Source organism: Sphingomonas sp. Y38-1Y (genome assembly GCF_032391395.1).
Classification (GTDB): domain Bacteria; phylum Pseudomonadota; class Alphaproteobacteria; order Sphingomonadales; family Sphingomonadaceae; genus Sphingomonas.
Genome location: NZ_CP135916.1, coordinates 3,289,288 through 3,304,782, shown reverse-complemented (window position 1 = coordinate 3,304,782; position 15,495 = coordinate 3,289,288). Strand labels below are relative to the sequence as shown.

General features: G+C 67.3%; 12 protein-coding genes. 6 read left to right on the top strand and 6 right to left on the bottom strand.

Features of this window, described 5'->3' with window-relative positions:
- Positions 1–9: 9 nt before the first annotated feature.
- On the top strand, positions 10–1,017 hold the full coding sequence (locus RS883_RS15655; protein WP_315761111.1) for a fumarylacetoacetate hydrolase family protein: 1,008 nt from the start codon (positions 10–12) through the stop codon (positions 1,015–1,017).
- A 182-nt stretch (positions 1,018–1,199) separates the two neighbouring features.
- Here the strand turns inward: RS883_RS15655 and RS883_RS15650 are convergent, their stop codons facing one another.
- Positions 1,200–1,934 (bottom strand): folate-binding protein, encoded by a 735-nt coding sequence (locus tag RS883_RS15650; protein ID WP_315761110.1) that lies wholly within the window; start codon positions 1,932–1,934, stop codon positions 1,200–1,202.
- 44 nt (positions 1,935–1,978) lie between these two features.
- Between RS883_RS15650 and RS883_RS15645 the strand changes: the two genes are divergently transcribed.
- Positions 1,979–3,301 (top strand): dihydroorotase, encoded by a 1,323-nt coding sequence (locus RS883_RS15645; RefSeq protein ID WP_315761109.1) that lies wholly within the window; start codon positions 1,979–1,981, stop codon positions 3,299–3,301.
- A gap of 282 nt (positions 3,302–3,583) precedes the next feature.
- Entirely contained in the window at positions 3,584–5,773 is a 2,190-nt protein-coding gene (uvrB, locus tag RS883_RS15640; protein ID WP_315761108.1) for an excinuclease ABC subunit UvrB, read from the top strand.
- Positions 5,774–5,795: 22 nt separating this feature from the next.
- Here uvrB and RS883_RS15635 read toward each other — a convergent pair whose 3' ends face one another.
- Both RS883_RS15635 and RS883_RS15630 read right to left on the bottom strand, forming a co-directional pair.
- Positions 5,796–7,037, bottom strand: a complete 1,242-nt coding sequence (locus RS883_RS15635) for an MFS transporter (protein WP_315765171.1) — start codon at positions 7,035–7,037, stop codon at positions 5,796–5,798.
- A 210-nt stretch (positions 7,038–7,247) separates the two neighbouring features.
- Positions 7,248–9,656 (bottom strand): TonB-dependent receptor, encoded by a 2,409-nt coding sequence (locus RS883_RS15630; protein WP_315761107.1) that lies wholly within the window; start codon positions 9,654–9,656, stop codon positions 7,248–7,250.
- A gap of 113 nt (positions 9,657–9,769) precedes the next feature.
- Between RS883_RS15630 and RS883_RS15625 the strand changes: the two genes are divergently transcribed.
- The 3 genes from RS883_RS15625 to RS883_RS15615 all read left to right on the top strand — a co-directional run bounded on the left by RS883_RS15625 (position 9,770) and on the right by RS883_RS15615 (position 12,595).
- Complete coding sequence (locus RS883_RS15625) at positions 9,770–10,381, top strand: TetR/AcrR family transcriptional regulator (protein ID WP_315761106.1); 612 nt, start codon at positions 9,770–9,772, stop codon at positions 10,379–10,381.
- 145 nt (positions 10,382–10,526) lie between these two features.
- Positions 10,527–11,759 (top strand): polyhydroxyalkanoate depolymerase, encoded by a 1,233-nt coding sequence (locus RS883_RS15620; protein WP_315761105.1) that lies wholly within the window; start codon positions 10,527–10,529, stop codon positions 11,757–11,759.
- Entirely contained in the window at positions 11,756–12,595 is an 840-nt protein-coding gene (locus RS883_RS15615) for a formate/nitrite transporter family protein (RefSeq protein ID WP_315761104.1), read from the top strand. Before RS883_RS15620 ends, RS883_RS15615 begins: the two co-directional genes overlap by 4 nt.
- 19 nt (positions 12,596–12,614) lie before the next feature.
- Here RS883_RS15615 and RS883_RS15610 read toward each other — a convergent pair whose 3' ends face one another.
- The 3 genes from RS883_RS15610 to bfr all read right to left on the bottom strand — a co-directional run bounded on the left by RS883_RS15610 (position 12,615) and on the right by bfr (position 15,434).
- A complete protein-coding gene (locus RS883_RS15610; RefSeq protein ID WP_315761103.1) occupies positions 12,615–13,097 on the bottom strand; it encodes a pyridoxamine 5'-phosphate oxidase family protein in 483 nt (160 codons plus the stop codon).
- A gap of 65 nt (positions 13,098–13,162) precedes the next feature.
- Complete coding sequence (locus RS883_RS15605) at positions 13,163–14,485, bottom strand: MFS transporter (protein WP_315761102.1); 1,323 nt, start codon at positions 14,483–14,485, stop codon at positions 13,163–13,165.
- Positions 14,486–14,939: 454 nt separating this feature from the next.
- Positions 14,940–15,434, bottom strand: a complete 495-nt coding sequence (gene bfr / locus RS883_RS15600) for a bacterioferritin (RefSeq protein ID WP_315761101.1) — start codon at positions 15,432–15,434, stop codon at positions 14,940–14,942.
- Between the last annotated feature and the right edge of the window lie 61 nt (positions 15,435–15,495).

The following is a 15,495-nucleotide window of genomic DNA, read 5'->3' as shown; positions in this document are numbered from 1 at the left end:
AGGTGACGCATGAAACTGGCCAGTCTGAAGGCGGGGCGCGATGGGCATCTGGTCGTGGTGTCGACCGACCTTGCCTGGTACGCCGACGCCGCGCACATCGCGCCGACGCTCCAGGCCGCGCTCGACGACTGGGACCGGGTGTCGCCCGATCTGGAGAACCTCGCCACCGACCTCGACCACGAAGTCATCCCGCGTGCGCGCTTTCACGAGCGCGACGCGGCGGCGCCGCTGCCTCGGGCCTATCAATGGGCGGACGGCTCCGCCTATGTGAACCATGTCGCGCTCGTGCGGCAGGCGCGCGGGGCGGAGATGCCCGACAGCTTCTGGCACGATCCGCTGATGTATCAGGGTGGCTCGGACGGGTTCCTGGGCGCGCGCGACCCGATTCCGCTCAAGGACGAAAGCTGGGGCTGCGACCTGGAGGCAGAGGTGGTCGTCGTCACCGGCGACGTGGCGATGGGCGCAAGCCGCGAGGACGCGCTGGCGGCGGTGCGTCTGGTCGGCCTGACCAACGACGTCTCGCTGCGCGGCCTCATTCCCGGCGAGCTCGCCAAGGGGTTCGGCTTCTTCCAGTCCAAGCCCGCCAGCGCGTTCTCGCCGGTATTCGTGACGCCCGCCTCGCTCGGCGACTGGTGGAAGGACGGCAAGCTCCACCGCCGGCTCAACGTCGACCTCAACGGCCAGCCGTTCGGGCGTGCCGAGGCTGGGGAGGACATGACCTTCGACTTCGGCACGCTGATCGCGCATGCGGCCAAGACGCGGGCACTGGGGGGGGGGACGATCATCGGGTCGGGCACCGTTTCCAACCGCGATGCCGATGGCGGACCGGGTCGACCGGTCGCGGACGGCGGCGTCGGCTATTCCTGCATCGCCGAGATCCGCACGGTCGAGACGATCAAGGGCGGCACCGCGACGACGCCGTTCCTGAAGGCGGGCGACACCGTCCGCATCTGGGCCGAGGACGACCGCCACCACCCGATCTTCGGCGCGATCGAACAGACGGTGGTCGTCGCCTGAAATTAAAAGAAGGCAGTTGGTTCACGCAAAGGCGCAAAGGCGCGAAGGGGTTGCGAACGCTGCCGCGTAGCGGCTTTATCGTTAGGCTGCCACTTGCGCGAAGGGGATCGAAGGCCGCTCCGCGGCAGCAGGTAACCCGTCTTCGCGCCTTTGCGCCTTTGCGTGAACAGCCTTCCTTCTTCTTACTCCACGCCCTCGACCAACGCCGTCGCCAGCCAATCGGGAATCAGCGCTTCCCCCAGATCCTCGACCCGACGATGCTCGACCATCAGCCCGAGCTCGGGATAGGTCACGCGCGTCCGCGGGCCCGGCTCGCCGAGCGGCGCCACGACCAGCCGGCGGTTGACCTTCGAGCGGTGGTGCATCCGCGCGGTGTTCTCCTGGCCTACGTAGCACCCCTTGGTGAAGCTGACGCCGCCAAGCTCGCGCGCATTGCATTCGAGCCACAGCGTCTCGCCGTCGCCGAGTTCGCCCACCCCCTCCGTCACGCCCAGCGACAGCCGGTGTGCGCGCCAGGCGTCGCTCGCGTCCGCGCCGTCCTTCGTCGACAGCCAGCGGTGGCCGAGCGCGGCGAGGCGCGGGTCGGTGGGCTGGTCGAAGCTCGCAGGCGACCAGTGGACGTGAAACGCCGGCTCAGCCGCGATCGTGATCGGCCGGCGCAGGCGATAGAGCGTCAGCCGCTTGGCCAGCGCCTCCGCCCGCGCCGCCTCGGCATCGACCAGCACGTCGTCGCCATCCGCCCAGAGCAGGAAGTCGAACAGCGCCTTGCCCTGCGGACTGAGCAGCGCGGTCCAGAGCGGCGCGCCTTCGCCAAGCTCGCGCAGGTCCTGCGTGACGAGCCCCTGGAGGAAGCCGCGCACGTCCTCCCCCGACAGACGGATGAGGGCGCGGTCGGCAAGGTGGGTGGCATCGCTCATGGCGAGGACGTAAGGGTTCGCCCTCGACAGCGAAAGAGGCGGCCATGACCTACGACCTGAAGCTTTCCGGCGGCACCGTCCATCTGCCCGGCGGCCCCGCACAGGTCGACGTCTTCGTCTCCGGCGGCCGCATCGCGGCGATCGGCGGCAGCGGCGATGCGGGCGAGACGATCGACGTCACCGGCCTCGACGTGCTGCCCGGCGTAATCGACAGCCAAGTCCATTTTCGCGAGCCCGGCCTCGAGCACAAGGAAGACCTGGAAAGCGGCAGCGTCGCCGCCGTCATGGGCGGCGTGACCGCGGTGTTCGAGATGCCGAACACCAACCCCAACACCGACAACGAGGGCGCGATCCTCGACAAGCTCGCCCGCGCGCATCACCGCATGTGGTGCGACCATGCCTTCTACGTCGGTGCGACCGGCCAGAATGCCGAGGAACTGCGTGCGCTGGAGCGGATGCCGGGCACCGCGGGCGTCAAGATCTTCATGGGCTCCTCGACCGGCAACTTGCTGGTGGCCGAGGATGAGGCGCTGTCGCGGGTGCTGTCGTCGGGCACCCGCCGCGTCGCGATCCATGCCGAGGACGAGGCGCGGATGAACGAGCGCGCGGCCGAGTATCGCATCAACGGCAACCCTTCGTCGCACCCGATCTGGCGCGACGACGAGAGCGCGATGCTCGCGACCCGGCGCATTCTGCGGCTGGCGCGCGAGGCGAAGCGGCGCATTCACGTGCTCCACATCTCGACGCCTGCCGAGCTCGAACTGCTCGCTCAGCACAAGGACATCGCCACCTGCGAGGTGACGCCGCAGCACCTGACGCTGGCGGGCGAGGAGGCGTACGCCAAGATCGGCACCTATGCGCAGATGAACCCGCCGATCCGGTCGGGCGCGCATCGCGACGGGCTGTGGCACTGGATGGGGCAGGGCGTGCCCGACGTCATCGGCTCCGACCACGCGCCGCACACGATCGAGGAGAAGGAGCGCGCCTATCCCGCCAGCCCCAGCGGGATGCCCGGCGTGCAGACGCTGCTGCCGCTGATGCTCAACCACGTGGCGGAGGGGCGGCTGACGCTCCAGCGGCTGATCGACCTGACCAGCGCGGGTCCGCAGCGCATCTTCGGCCTCGTCCGCAAGGGGCGGATCGCGATCGGCTATGATGCCGACTTCACCGTCGTCGACCTAAAGCGCCGCTGGACGGTGACGGGCGACTGGCTCGCCTCACGCTGCGGCTGGTCGCCGTTCGAGGGTTGGGAGCTGACGGGGAAGCCGATCGGCACGATCATCCGCGGGCAGACGGCGATGTGGGAGGACGCGCTGGTGGGGACGGCGCAAGGCGAGCCGCTGAAGTTCGAGGGGACGGAGTTTTAGTGAGCGGTGCGCGGGAACCCCTATTCTCCGCTCGTCCTGAGTAGCGGCCGAGTAGCCTCGTAGAGGCGTATCGAGGTCGCGTATCGAAGGATGTTGGCGCGGGACCGTACTTCGATACGAGCCCTCGATACGCTGCTTGTGCAGCTACTCGGTCTCTACTCAGCACGAACGGTGAGGTGCGGCCGAGCTAGCGAGTGCAAGTGGCAGGGCCGCGTTAGCCGGGAACGAGGCAGCGTTTACCCGCCCATTGCCCCGTCCCCCTTTCGTTCGCATATTCGGCGCATGGCGATCCAGATCCGCACCAGCCTGGCCGAGCCCGAGACCGGGCAAAGCTTCGTTCCCCATCGCCCCGCGCGGCCGCCCAAGGCGGAAGGGGGCAAAAGCTTCAAGCTCGTCAGCGACTATTCGCCCTCAGGCGACCAGCCGACCGCGATCAAGGAACTGGTCGAAGCCGCGGAAGCCGGCGAGCGCGACCAGGTGCTGCTCGGCGTCACCGGCTCGGGCAAGACCTTCACGATGGCCAAGGTGGTGGAGGCGGTGCAGCGTCCCGCGCTCATCCTGGCCCCCAACAAGATCCTCGCCGCGCAGCTCTATGGCGAGTTCAAGTCGTTCTTCCCCGAGAACGCGGTCGAGTATTTCGTCAGCTATTACGACTATTACCAGCCCGAGGCCTATGTGCCGCGGTCGGACACGTACATCGAGAAGGAAAGCTCGATCAACGAGGCAATCGACCGGATGCGCCACTCGGCCACCCGATCGCTGCTCGAACGCGATGACGTGCTGATCGTCGCGTCGGTGTCGTGCCTCTACGGCATCGGCTCGGTCGAGACCTATTCGGCGATGATCTTCGACCTCAAGAAGGGCGAGACGCACGACCAGCGCGAGATCATCCGCAAGCTGGTCGCGCTCCAGTACAAGCGCAACGACGCCGCCTTCCAGCGCGGCGCGTTCCGCGTGCGCGGCGACAGCCTCGAACTCTTCCCCTCGCATTATGAGGACAGTGCCTGGCGAATCAGCTTCTTCGGCGACGAGATCGAGGAGATCACCGAATTCGATCCGCTGACCGGTCAGAAGGTCGCGAGCCTCAACACGATCCGCATCTATGCCAACAGCCACTATGTGACGCCCGGGCCGACGATGAAGCAGGCGACGCACGCGATCCGGCACGAGTTGGAGGAGCGGCTGAAGGAGTTGCAGGCCGAAGGGCGATTGCTGGAGGCGCAGCGGCTGGAGCAGCGCACCAATTTCGACCTGGAGATGATCGCCGCCACCGGCTCCTGCGCGGGCATCGAGAATTACAGCCGCTTCCTGACCGGTCGCCTGCCCGGCGAGCCACCGCCGACGCTGTTCGAGTACCTCCCTGAGAACGCGCTCTTGTTCGTCGACGAGAGCCACCAGACGATCGGTCAGATCAGCGCGATGGCACGGGGCGATCACCGGCGGAAGATTACGCTCGCCGAATACGGCTTTCGGCTTCCGAGCTGCATCGACAACCGACCGCTCCGCTTCAACGAATGGGACGCGATGCGCCCGCAGACCGTCTGCGTCTCCGCGACGCCGGGTGGGTGGGAGATGGAGCAGACCGGCGGCGTCTTCGTCGAGCAGGTCATCCGCCCCACCGGCCTGATCGACCCGCCGGTCGAGATCAAGCCGGTCGAGGAGCAGGTGCAGGACCTGATCGTCGAGGCGAGGAAGACGACCGAGGCCGGCTATCGCACGCTGGTGACGACGCTGACCAAGCGGATGGCCGAGGACCTCACCGAATACATGCACGAGGCGGGGATCAAGGTCCGCTACATGCACTCCGACGTCGAGACGCTGGAGCGTATCGAGCTGATCCGCGACCTGCGCATGGGCGTGTACGACGTGCTGATCGGCATCAACCTGCTGCGCGAGGGGCTCGACATTCCCGAATGCGGGCTGGTCGCGATCCTCGACGCGGACAAGGAAGGCTTCCTCCGATCGGAGACGTCGCTGATCCAGACGATCGGCCGGGCGGCGCGCAACGTCGACGGGCGCGTGATCCTCTATGCCGACCGCATCACCGGATCGATGGAGCGCGCGCTCAACGAAACCGGCCGCCGGCGCGAGAAGCAGGAGGCGTACAACGCCGCGCACGGCATCACGCCGCAGACGATCCGCCGCGATATCGGCGACATCATCAAGCACGTGTCGCAGCAGGATCAGGTCACGGTCGAGATCGGCGACGACCGCCCGCACATGGTCGGCCACAATCTGCGCGCCTATATCGAGGAGCTCGAGAAGAAGATGCGCAAGGCCGCATCCGACCTGGAGTTCGAGGAAGCCGGCCGCATCCGCGACGAGATTCGCTCGCTGGAGGCCGAGGAGCTCGGTTTGCCCGACCACGAGCGCAAGGCGCCGATCATGGGGCGGTCGAACGAGGGCAAGCCAGGCACGCGCAAGAACCGGTTCGGCAAGACGCAGCGCAAGTGGAGTGGGGGGAAGCGGTAGGGCTTTTCAAACGGCCGGCGATCTACGCGGCGCGCTGATCCCACCAATCCCGCCGCAGCGGCTTGATCGCCAGCGACATCAGCGCCGCCGCCACCAGGTAGAACCCCAGCGCCGCGATCGCTGCCCAGCGCAGCGCGTCGTCGCCGAGCGATGCCTTCATCGAATCGGCCATCGCGCCCATGATCCATGAGCCGAGTCCGAGACCGACGAGGTTGTTGATGAGCAGGAACGACGCGCTGGCGGTCGCGCGCATCGGCGGGGGGACGAGGCCCTGGACCGCGGTCGTGACCGGGCCCAGCCACAGGATGTTGAAGCCGTTGGGGATGAGCAGCAGTGCCCAGGCGAGCCAGGGCGATCCGCTCGCCATCAGGCCGCCGGCGAAGAGCGGCACGGTGATGAGCCAGGCGATCATCGGCAGCTTGGCATAGACGCCCTTGTCGCGCCCACCCAGGCGGTCGGCGAGCACGCCGCCGAGCAGCACCCCCGCGCTCCCGCCGACGAGCAGCACCGAGCCCATGTAAAGCGCGGCGTCGAACAGCTCGAACCCGAAGCTGCGGATCAGCACCGACGGCATCCAATAGGCGAGGCCATAGCCGCACATCGAGCTGAACCCGGCCGCAAAGCCCATCAGCCAGAAGCTCGGCTTCTTCGCCAGGATCGCGAACACGCGGCCGACGGGCACGCGCTCGACAGGATTGGCGGGCGAGGGGGGCACGGGATCGCTCATCCCGCGCGCCGGCTCGCGCACGACCAGGCGAAAGATCGGGGCTATGACGACGCCCGCGATGCCGACGACGATGAACGCGGTGCGCCAGTCCACGGTCGCGGCGATGAACCCGCCGAGGATCGACCCGCCCGCAAGCCCGATCGGGATGCCGAGCGAATAGATGGCGAGCGCCTTGGCGCGCTTGTGCGGCGGGAAATAGTCTGAGATCATCGCATAGGAGGGCGCGACGCCGCCCGCCTCGCCGACGCCCACGCCGATGCGGAAGGCGAAGAGCTGCCAGAAGCTGGTGGCGAGGCCGCACAGCGCGGTGAACGCGCTCCATACGCCCAGCGAGATCGTGATGACCCAGCTCCGGCTCGTCCGGTCGGCGATCAGCGCGAGCGGGATGGCAAGCGTCGAATAGAGCATCGCAAAGGCGATCCCGCCCAGCGCGCCGAGCTGCGTGTCGGTGAGGCCGAGCTCGGCCTTGATCGGCTGGACGAGAATGCCGAGGATCTGGCGGTCGAGGAAGTTGAAGGTATAGACGACCAGCAGCATCGCCAGCACCAGCGCGCGATAGCCGGGCGTCACTTCGGTCAAACGGCCATGAGCATCGCTCTTGCCGCCCGCCCGCTCGATCCCGTCTGCTGCGCCGCTGGCCATACCCGATCCTCGAAACGATGGCCGCAGCTTACGCGAAAGCGCGGCGGTGCCAAGCGCAACCGTGACGATGGGCGGATGCGTCGCCGCACCCGCCCATTCCCCCTTTTAGAACTTCAGGCCGAGCGTCACATAGAATTGGCGCGGATTGCCGTAGAAAGCGGTGGCGACGCCCTCGCGCCCCAGCGACGGGGTGATCCCGCCCGACGGCGTGATGATCGGCAGCCCGGTCTGCGGATTAGCAACCGCGAACAGATAGCCCGAGGTGATGTAGCGCTCGTCGGTCAGGTTCTTGCCGTGCAGACCGATCGAATAGCGACGCTCGGGCCCGAAGCTGTAGTTGATGCTCGCATCCCATAGTGCATAGCCCGGCTGGTCGAGGAACGGGTTTGGCACCTCGAACTGCGTCGTGTCGCTGCGATAGCTGACGGTGGTCGAGGCGTTGAACTCGCCCGATCCCATCGGCACGATCGTGCCGAGCGTCCCCGACAGCGTCCAGTCGGGCGTGTTCTGGATCCGGCGGAAGTCCGCGACCTCGTTGCCCGCCGGACCGATGAAGCTGTCATACTTCGCGTCGATATATCCGAGCGTGCCCGACAGACTGACCTGGCTGCCCGCACCCGCGAAGTCGCGGAGCAGGCGGGCGAACAGCTCGGCCTCGATCCCCTTCAGCGTCGCGGCGGCGGCGTTGGTGGTGACGCCGGCGAACCCCTCGAAGATGCCGTCGCCATTGGCGTCGACGCCGACCGAGCCCGGCACCTGCACGTCCTTGTAGTCGCCCCAGAAGCCCGTCACCGCATAGGTGAAGGCGCGGTCGAACAACGAACCCTTGAAGCCCACTTCATAGCTGTCGACCTCTTCGGGTTCGAACAGGAAGAAGTTGTAGATGTCGTCATACTGGATGCCGGGCACGCCATTGTTGTTGGGCGCGATGTTGGCCGATCCGCGCGGGTCGAACCCGCCGCCCTTGAACCCCTTCGAGTAGGAGGCGTAAGCGAGGAAAGTGTCGCTCGGCGTGATCGTCACGACCGCGCGCGGCGTCCATTTCTCGAATGTCGCCTCGCCGGTGAAGTTGGTGATCGGTGCGCCCAGGTTGACGCCGTTGCCGCCGAACTGGACGTCGGCGCCGCCCAGCCGATTGGCCTTGAAGATCGCCGATTTGCGCGTGTCGCTGGTGTAGCGGATGCCGCCGGTCAGCGCGAGCCAGTCGGTCACGTCGAAGGTGAAGTCGGCGAAGCCCGACCAGGTATCCGTCCGCACGTCGCCCGCGGTCTGCTGACCGAACCCGGAGGCAAGTGGGATCCCTAGGATCGGCCCCGTCGTCGCGAGGATCACGTCGAACCGCGTCGAGGCCCTGGCATCGAGATAGTAGAAGCCGACCAGCCCCTTCAGCCGCTCGCTTTCATAGGCGAGCTGGAATTCCTGGCTGATCTGTTCGTTGCGATAGACGGCGGGCACGTCGACATCGACGGTGGGCAGCGCGTCGAAGTCGATCGGCGTCAGGCTGCGGTCCTTGCGCCACGCGCTGATGCTGCGGAGCGTCAGGCCGGTCGCGATCTCCGCGCTGATGTTCATGGCAAGCCCGCCCGCCTCGATATCGTTGAGCGGGAAGGCGAGGCCGGCGCGCGTGTTGAACACGTCGTCCAGCACCGGCGCGCCGGTCAGCAGGCCGGGGAGCAGGCGATGGCCGTTGCGAGCGTTCGACTTGTCATGGGTGTAATCGCCGGACAGGCGGACGAGCAGGCGGTTGTCGGGGGTCTCGAACTCGATCGTGCCGCGGCCCGCCCACACGTCCTTGTTGTAGTTTTCGATGCCAAGCGTGGTGTTCTCGCCGAAGCCGCCGCGCGACAGGCGCGCACCCGCCACGCCCACGCGGATGCCGTCGGTGAGCGGGGCGGAGATGCTGAGCACGCCGTCGGCCTGGTCATAGCTGCCAAAGGTCGCGCGGGCGTTGACCGAAAGCTCGTTGGGCAGGCGCCGCGTCACATATTTGATCGCGCCGCCGATCGTGTTGCGACCATAGAGCGTGCCCTGCGGCCCGCGCAGCACCTCGATCCGCTCGACGTCGTAGATGTCGAGCAACGCCGCCTGCGGCCGGTTGAGATAGACGTCGTCGAGATAGAGGCCGACGCCGCTCTCGAAGCCGGGGACCGGGTCCTGCTGGCCGACGCCGCGGATGAAGGCGGTGAGCGTCGAATTGGTGCCGCGCGACGGCTCCAGCGTGACGTTCGGCGTGGTGTCGCCGATGTCGGACAGGTCGATCGCGCCCTGCGCGGCGAGCGCCTCGCCCGAATAGGCGGTGACGGCGATCGGCACGCGCAGCAGCGATTCGGAGCGGCGCTGGGCGGTGACGACGATGTCCTGGTCGCCGAGCGCGGCCGAGGCGGGCGCGGTGTCGGCGGCCTGCGCCTCCGGCTCGGCAGGGACGTCCTGCGCGTGCGCCGGCGTGGCGAAAAGCGCGGCGGGTGCCGCCGTGAGCGTCAGAAACTGCACGAACCGCGTGTTCAGGCGAGCCATCGGCCGATCCCCTCCCTCATGGATGCACCCCGCTTTGCCGCGGGTTGTGCATGGTGTGCTTTGGCTATACTGAAACCTGAACCGGGTTTCAACTTGGGAAATGGGGAGAGCGGATGGGCGAGGCGCAAGCCGCAAGCGAGGGCAAGGTGCCGCGGACCGAGCGCGGTCGACGGACGCTGCGCGCGATCCTGGATGCAGCGGCGGCGGAGTTCGGCGAGAAGGGGTTCCACGATGGGTCGATCAGCGGGATCACCCGCCGCGCCGGCGTCGCGCTCGGCAGCTTTTATACCTATTTCGATTCCAAGGACGCGGTGTTCCGCGCGCTGGTGCGCGACATGTCGGCGCAGGTGCGCGACCATGTCGCCCCCGCGGTCCGCGCCGCGCCCGACGGCATCGCGGCCGAGCAGGCGGGCCTCCGGCACTTCATCGACTTCGTGCGCGCGCACAAGGAGATCTATCGCATCATCGACGAGGCCGAGTTCGTCGATGCCGAAAGTTTCCGCAGCCATTATGCCACCACGGCCGAACGGATCGAGGCGCGGCTCACCGCCGCCGCCGCGCGCGGCGAGGTTCGCGCCGATGTCGGTGCGGCGCATGCCTGGGCGATCATGGGCATGAACGTCTTCCTGGGCCTGCGCTTCGGCGTCTGGGAAGAGGAGCGGCCCGCGGAGGCGATCGCGGCAGAGATGGCCGACTTCCTTCGCCACGGCCTGGCGCCCCGCTGAGCCGAAAGCGGTTCCCGCGCGTTCGTGAACTCGAACGAAAGAGAAAAATGCGAACCGTCGCACCATTGTTGCGGGGGGAGGGGGTCAATCGCTATATCAACCAACCCTTTCCCGCCGCGCGGGTGCGGGCGAGGAAGGATACCGGATGCTCTACGACGCCTATGAGATGCAGCGCTCGATGCTGGCGGGGGCCAGTGCGCTGGCCAATTTCAGTGCGGGACTGCTGAACAATCCGGCAAACCCGTTCGCCTATTTCGGCGGCGGCCCGGTGCTCGCTTCCGCGCTCGAGGTTTTCGCGCACGCCTCCGCGCCGCGCGGCAAGCCGCCGTTCGGGCTGGACCAGACGACGGTCGACGGCCGCGTCGTCGCGGTGCGCGAGGAGATCGTCGCGCGCAAGCCGTTCGGCCAGCTCAAGCATTTCGTGCGCGAAGGCGTGACCGGCGGCCCCAAGCTCTTGATCGTCGCGCCGATGTCGGGCCACTATGCCACGCTCTTGCGCGGCACGGTCGAGCGGATGCTGCCGGTCGCCGACGTCTACATCACCGACTGGCGCGATGCGAAGCTCGTGTCGATGCGCGAGGGGCGCTTCGACCTCGACGATTATATCGATTACGTGATCGACTGGTGCGCGGCCATCGGTGCTGAAGGCAATGCGCGCCCGCACATGCTCGCGGTCTGCCAGCCGTCGGTCCCCTGCTATGCCGCGGTCGCGCTGATGAGCGCGGACCAGCACCCGAACCTGCCGCGCACGCTCACCATGATGGGCGGGCCGATCGACACGCGCGAGGCGCCGACCGCGGTCAACACGCTCGCGACCGAGCGGCCGCACGCCTGGTTCGCGCAGAACGTCATCGCGACCGTCCCCTCGCTCTATGCGGGCGCGGGACGCAAGGTCTATCCGGGCTTCCTACAGCTCGCCGGATTCATGACGATGAACCTCGGCAACCACCTCGTCTCGCACTGGGAGATGTTCAAGCATCTGGTGCAGGGCGATGGCGAGAGCGCCGGCGCGACGATGCGCTTCTATGACGAATATCGCGCGGTCTGCGACATGACCGCCGAATTCTATCTCCAGACAATCGACGTCGTGTTCCAGCGGCATGCGCTGCCGATGGGGACGATGACGCATCGCGGGCGTCCGGTCGATGCCGGGGCGATCACCGACGTCGGCATCCTCGCGATCGAGGGCGAGCGCGACGACATCTCTGGCATCGGCCAGACCAAGGCGGCGCTGACCATCGCCACCTCGCTCGCCGAGGATCGCAAGCGCTATTTGATGGCGGAGGGTGTCGGCCATTACGGCATCTTCAACGGGTCGAAGTGGCGCACGCGCATCGCCCCGGTGGTCGAGGAATGGATGACGGCGCACGCCGGATGAGCGACGAGGGCGGCGAGCCCGACCATCTCGACGCGGAAGAGCGCGAGGCGGTCGAAGAGCGCGAAACGGGCTCCGCCGTCGTCATCTATGAAGTGATCCGAAAGGCCGGGGCGGACGAACTCGCCCGGCCGGCGACCGGCCTGTTCTTCTCGGCGCTCGCCGCCGGGATCGGCGTGTGCGCCTCGCTGATCGGCGTCGCGACGCTGCGCGCAGGCCTTCCCGACGCGCGCTGGGCCGAGCTCGTCTCGTCGCTCGGCTACACCATCGGTTTCGTCATCGTCGTCCTCGGCAACCTGCAACTCTTCACCGAGGCGACGGTCAGCGCGGTGCTGCCGGTGGTCGCCGAGCCCCGGGCTGTCAATTTCGGGCGGCTAGCGCGGCTGTGGGGCATCGTCCTGATCGGCAATCTGGTCGGCACGCTGATCGTCGCGGCGATGATGGCGCAAGGGTGGATCGTCGACGAGGCGACGCTGATCGGCGCACTCGAATTCTCGTCGCACCTGCTGACGAACGACTTCGGCCGCACGCTGGTGCTCGGCATTCCGGCGGGCTTCCTGATCGCCAGCCTCGCCTGGGTGCTGCCCAATGCGCGCGAGAACAGCTTCTGGGTGGTGGTCGCGATCACCTGGCTCGTTGCGGCCGGCGGCTTCGCGCATGTCGTGGTGGGATCGGCCGAGGCGTGGCTGCTGTGGTTGGCGGGCCGCGCGGGGCTCGACTGGGTCGCATTCGGATTCGTGCTGCCCGCGTTCCTGGGTAACGTCATCGGTGGGAGCGGCCTGTTCGCACTGATCGCGCACGGCCAGGTCAAGGAAGAGATGGAGGGCGGAGCGGACTGACCCGCGCCGCCCACCTGGCTTAAAGCGTCACTTCGGCGTGCTTGCCGGCTTCGCGCGCATCGATCGTCTGGCCGGTGAGCATCTTGAACTTGCCGGTCAGCGACTGGTCGCCTTCCCAGATCTCCGCGTCCTTCAGGTCGAAGCGGAGCATCATGACGTTGGGGTCTTCCTTGCCGCCCTCGAACCACGCCTCGACCTGGTTGTTCCAGTATTTGTCGAAGATCTCCTGCCGCGTTTCCTCCGTCAGCGTGCCGTGGATGCAGGCAAAGATGTCGTGGCCCTTGGACGCGAACTGCGCCATCGCCTCGCCGCCCTTGGCGACCCGGTTGTCCTTGTTGCAGTAGAACCAGAACTCGCTGTCGGCATCGGGGTCGAGCTGCGCGGTCATCGGTTCGTGGTGGTCGTGGCTGCCGACCAGGCCGATCATGACGAACGGGCTCTTCGACAGCTCCTTCCACATGCGGTGGCGGACCTTGGTGTTTTCTTCCTGATCGACCTGCATCGACATTCTCCTACATGGGCTGTCCCGACAACGGCCCGGATGCGTGAGGGTTGCAGCTACGGTCTTCAGGACGCCTTGAGCCGCAGCGCGCTGCAGACGAGCGCGATCGCGGAGAAGCAGGCGGCGACGATCAGCGGCACCGGGCCGAGCCCCAGGCCCATCGCCAGCATCACGCCGACGACCGACGCGCCGAGCGTCTGGCCGAGCAGGCGCGAGGTCGACAGCAGGCCGCCCGCCGCCGCCGCCCGATCGCGCGGCGCGCCGCCGATGATGAGCCGCGAATTGGGTGCGAAGAACAGCCCGAAGCCGCAGGCGGTCAGCGACAGCCGCCAGGCGATGTGCCACCAGCCGGGCTCGGCCGGCATCGTTGCGATTAGCGTAAATCCGATGATCGCGAGCGTGCAGCCGGCAATGCCCAGCAGCGACGGCGCGATCCGGTCGGACAGCCAGCCGGCAAGCGGCGCGACGACCAGCAGCGTCAGCGGCACCGGCAGGATCAACAGGCCAACCTCCTCCGGCGAATAGCCCATGCCCTGTTCGAAACGGAACGGCAGCAGGACGATGAGCGAGGCCGAGGCGAGAAATCCGCTGATCGCGCCGAGCACCGACAGGCCGATTACCGGACGGCCGATCAGGTCGACCGGCAGTACCGGCCGCGCTCTCGCGCGCTCGCGCCGGACGAGCAGGATCGCCGAGACGATGCCGCCGACGATCATCGCGGCGCCGGGGATGCGCAGCTCGGCGCTATGCGCGGCAAGCTCGATCCCGCCGATGATCGCGCCGATCGTCAGCGCGCTCCAGATGCCGCCTTGCCAGTCGAAATGGCCGGGCACGGGCTTCGGCTCGGGGAGCGAGCGGCCGAGCAGGATCGACAGGATCGCGAACGGCGCGGCGGCGCAGAACACCCAGCGCCAGTCGGCATGGCCGACGATGAAGCCGCCCAGAGTCGGCGCGAGTGCATTCGCCGACGCCACGGTCACGCTGTTGATGCCGAGGCCCGAGCCCAGGCTCTTGGCCGGATAGATCGATCGCAGCATCCCCGCCGACACACTGAGCGCCATGCCTGCGCCCAGCGCCTGTCCCACGCGCACGGCGAGCAGGGAGGCGAAGCCGGTGACGAGCAGGCTGGCGGCGGAAGCCACGAGGAAGATGACCTGGCCGAGCTGGTACAACCGCCGGTGCCCCAGTCGGTCGCCGAGATTGGCGAAGGGAAGGAGCCCCATGACGAGCACGAGCTGATAGAGCGTCACAACCGCCACAACCGCGCCGGCGCTGACGCCGGTATCGCGCGCGATCGTCGGCAGCGCGACGTTGGCGATCGCGCCGTCGATGACGAACAACGCCGTCCCGAACGAGATCGCCGCGATCGCCACTGCGCGGCGCGGCATCGGCAGGCCGTCGCCGGGCTCGGCTGCGCGGGTGTCCGGATGCCCGGTGTCGGCTGGCTGGAGGATGGCAGGGTCCTTGGAATGGAAGACGGCGTGCGAACGCCTTAACCCCGCGGGTGTTCATTCGGCCATTTGGACTGAGGGTCGGTGATTGGAAATCGGGTGGTCGAACTTTCGCCTTCGCGCGAGCACGCGGTTAGCCAACCCTGTCATCCCGGTCTTGAGCCGGGATCCCGCTTCTTCTTCTCCGCAGCGATGAGAAAGCCGGACCCCGGATCAAGTCCGGAGTGACGATGTTGGTGGCATGACGACACCCAAAAAGACCTCCCCGGCGAAGGCCGGGGTCCAGTTGGGAAGGCCGCGATGAGGGGCGTTGCGCTACGCCACAATCGTCCCCCAACTGGACCCCGGTCCTTGCCGGGGAAGCGGGCAGGTCGGGTTCAACGTCCGCCGATCACCCCTCGCGCTTGGCGTCGTTCTCGGACTGCGAGTTGAGCTGGATGTAGTTCTGGATGCCCATCCGCTCGATCATGTCGAACTGGCGCTCCAGCGTGTCGACATGCTCTTCCTCGTTGTCGAGGATGCGGCGGAACAGGTCGCGGCTGATATAGTCGCGGACCTTCTCGCAATGCTCGATCGCGTCGCGGAGCAGCGGGATCGCTTCCTCCTCGAGCGCTAGGTCGCCCTTCAGGACTTCCTCGACCGTCTCGCCGATGCGCAGCCGGCCGAGCAGCTGGAAGTTGGGCAGTCCGTCGAGGAACAGGATGCGCTCCGCCAACCAGTCGGCGTGCTCCATCTCCTCGATGGACTCCTTCCGCTCGAACTGGGCGAGCTTGTAGACGCCCCAATGGTCGAGCAGGCGGTAATGCAGCCAATATTGGTTGATCGCGGTCAGCTCGTTCTTGAGCGCCGTGTTGAGATATTCGAGAACCTGGGGATCGCCCTTCATGCGCGCGGCCTTTGCGTGGAATGGAAACAGGCCGGTAATTTAGCGCGAAAAAGCGGCTCGC

Excerpts from the sequence above, each read along its gene's own strand:
- RS883_RS15655 (WP_315761111.1), top strand. The coding sequence starts at position 10 with ATGAAACTGGCCAGTCTGAAGGCGGGGCGCGATGGGCATCTGGTCGTG.
- RS883_RS15650 (WP_315761110.1), bottom strand. The coding sequence starts at position 1,934 with ATGAGCGATGCCACCCACCTTGCCGACCGCGCCCTCATCCGTCTGTCG.
- RS883_RS15645 (WP_315761109.1), top strand. The coding sequence starts at position 1,979 with ATGACCTACGACCTGAAGCTTTCCGGCGGCACCGTCCATCTGCCCGGC.
- uvrB (WP_315761108.1), top strand. The coding sequence starts at position 3,584 with ATGGCGATCCAGATCCGCACCAGCCTGGCCGAGCCCGAGACCGGGCAA.
- RS883_RS15635 (WP_315765171.1), bottom strand. The coding sequence starts at position 7,037 with ATGCTGCTGGTCGTCTATACCTTCAACTTCCTCGACCGCCAGATCCTC.
- RS883_RS15630 (WP_315761107.1), bottom strand. The coding sequence starts at position 9,656 with ATGGCTCGCCTGAACACGCGGTTCGTGCAGTTTCTGACGCTCACGGCG.
- RS883_RS15625 (WP_315761106.1), top strand. The coding sequence starts at position 9,770 with ATGGGCGAGGCGCAAGCCGCAAGCGAGGGCAAGGTGCCGCGGACCGAG.
- RS883_RS15620 (WP_315761105.1), top strand. The coding sequence starts at position 10,527 with ATGCTCTACGACGCCTATGAGATGCAGCGCTCGATGCTGGCGGGGGCC.
- RS883_RS15615 (WP_315761104.1), top strand. The coding sequence starts at position 11,756 with ATGAGCGACGAGGGCGGCGAGCCCGACCATCTCGACGCGGAAGAGCGC.
- RS883_RS15610 (WP_315761103.1), bottom strand. The coding sequence starts at position 13,097 with ATGCAGGTCGATCAGGAAGAAAACACCAAGGTCCGCCACCGCATGTGG.
- RS883_RS15605 (WP_315761102.1), bottom strand. The coding sequence starts at position 14,485 with ATGCCGCGCCGCGCAGTGGCGATCGCGGCGATCTCGTTCGGGACGGCG.
- bfr (WP_315761101.1), bottom strand. The coding sequence starts at position 15,434 with ATGAAGGGCGATCCCCAGGTTCTCGAATATCTCAACACGGCGCTCAAG.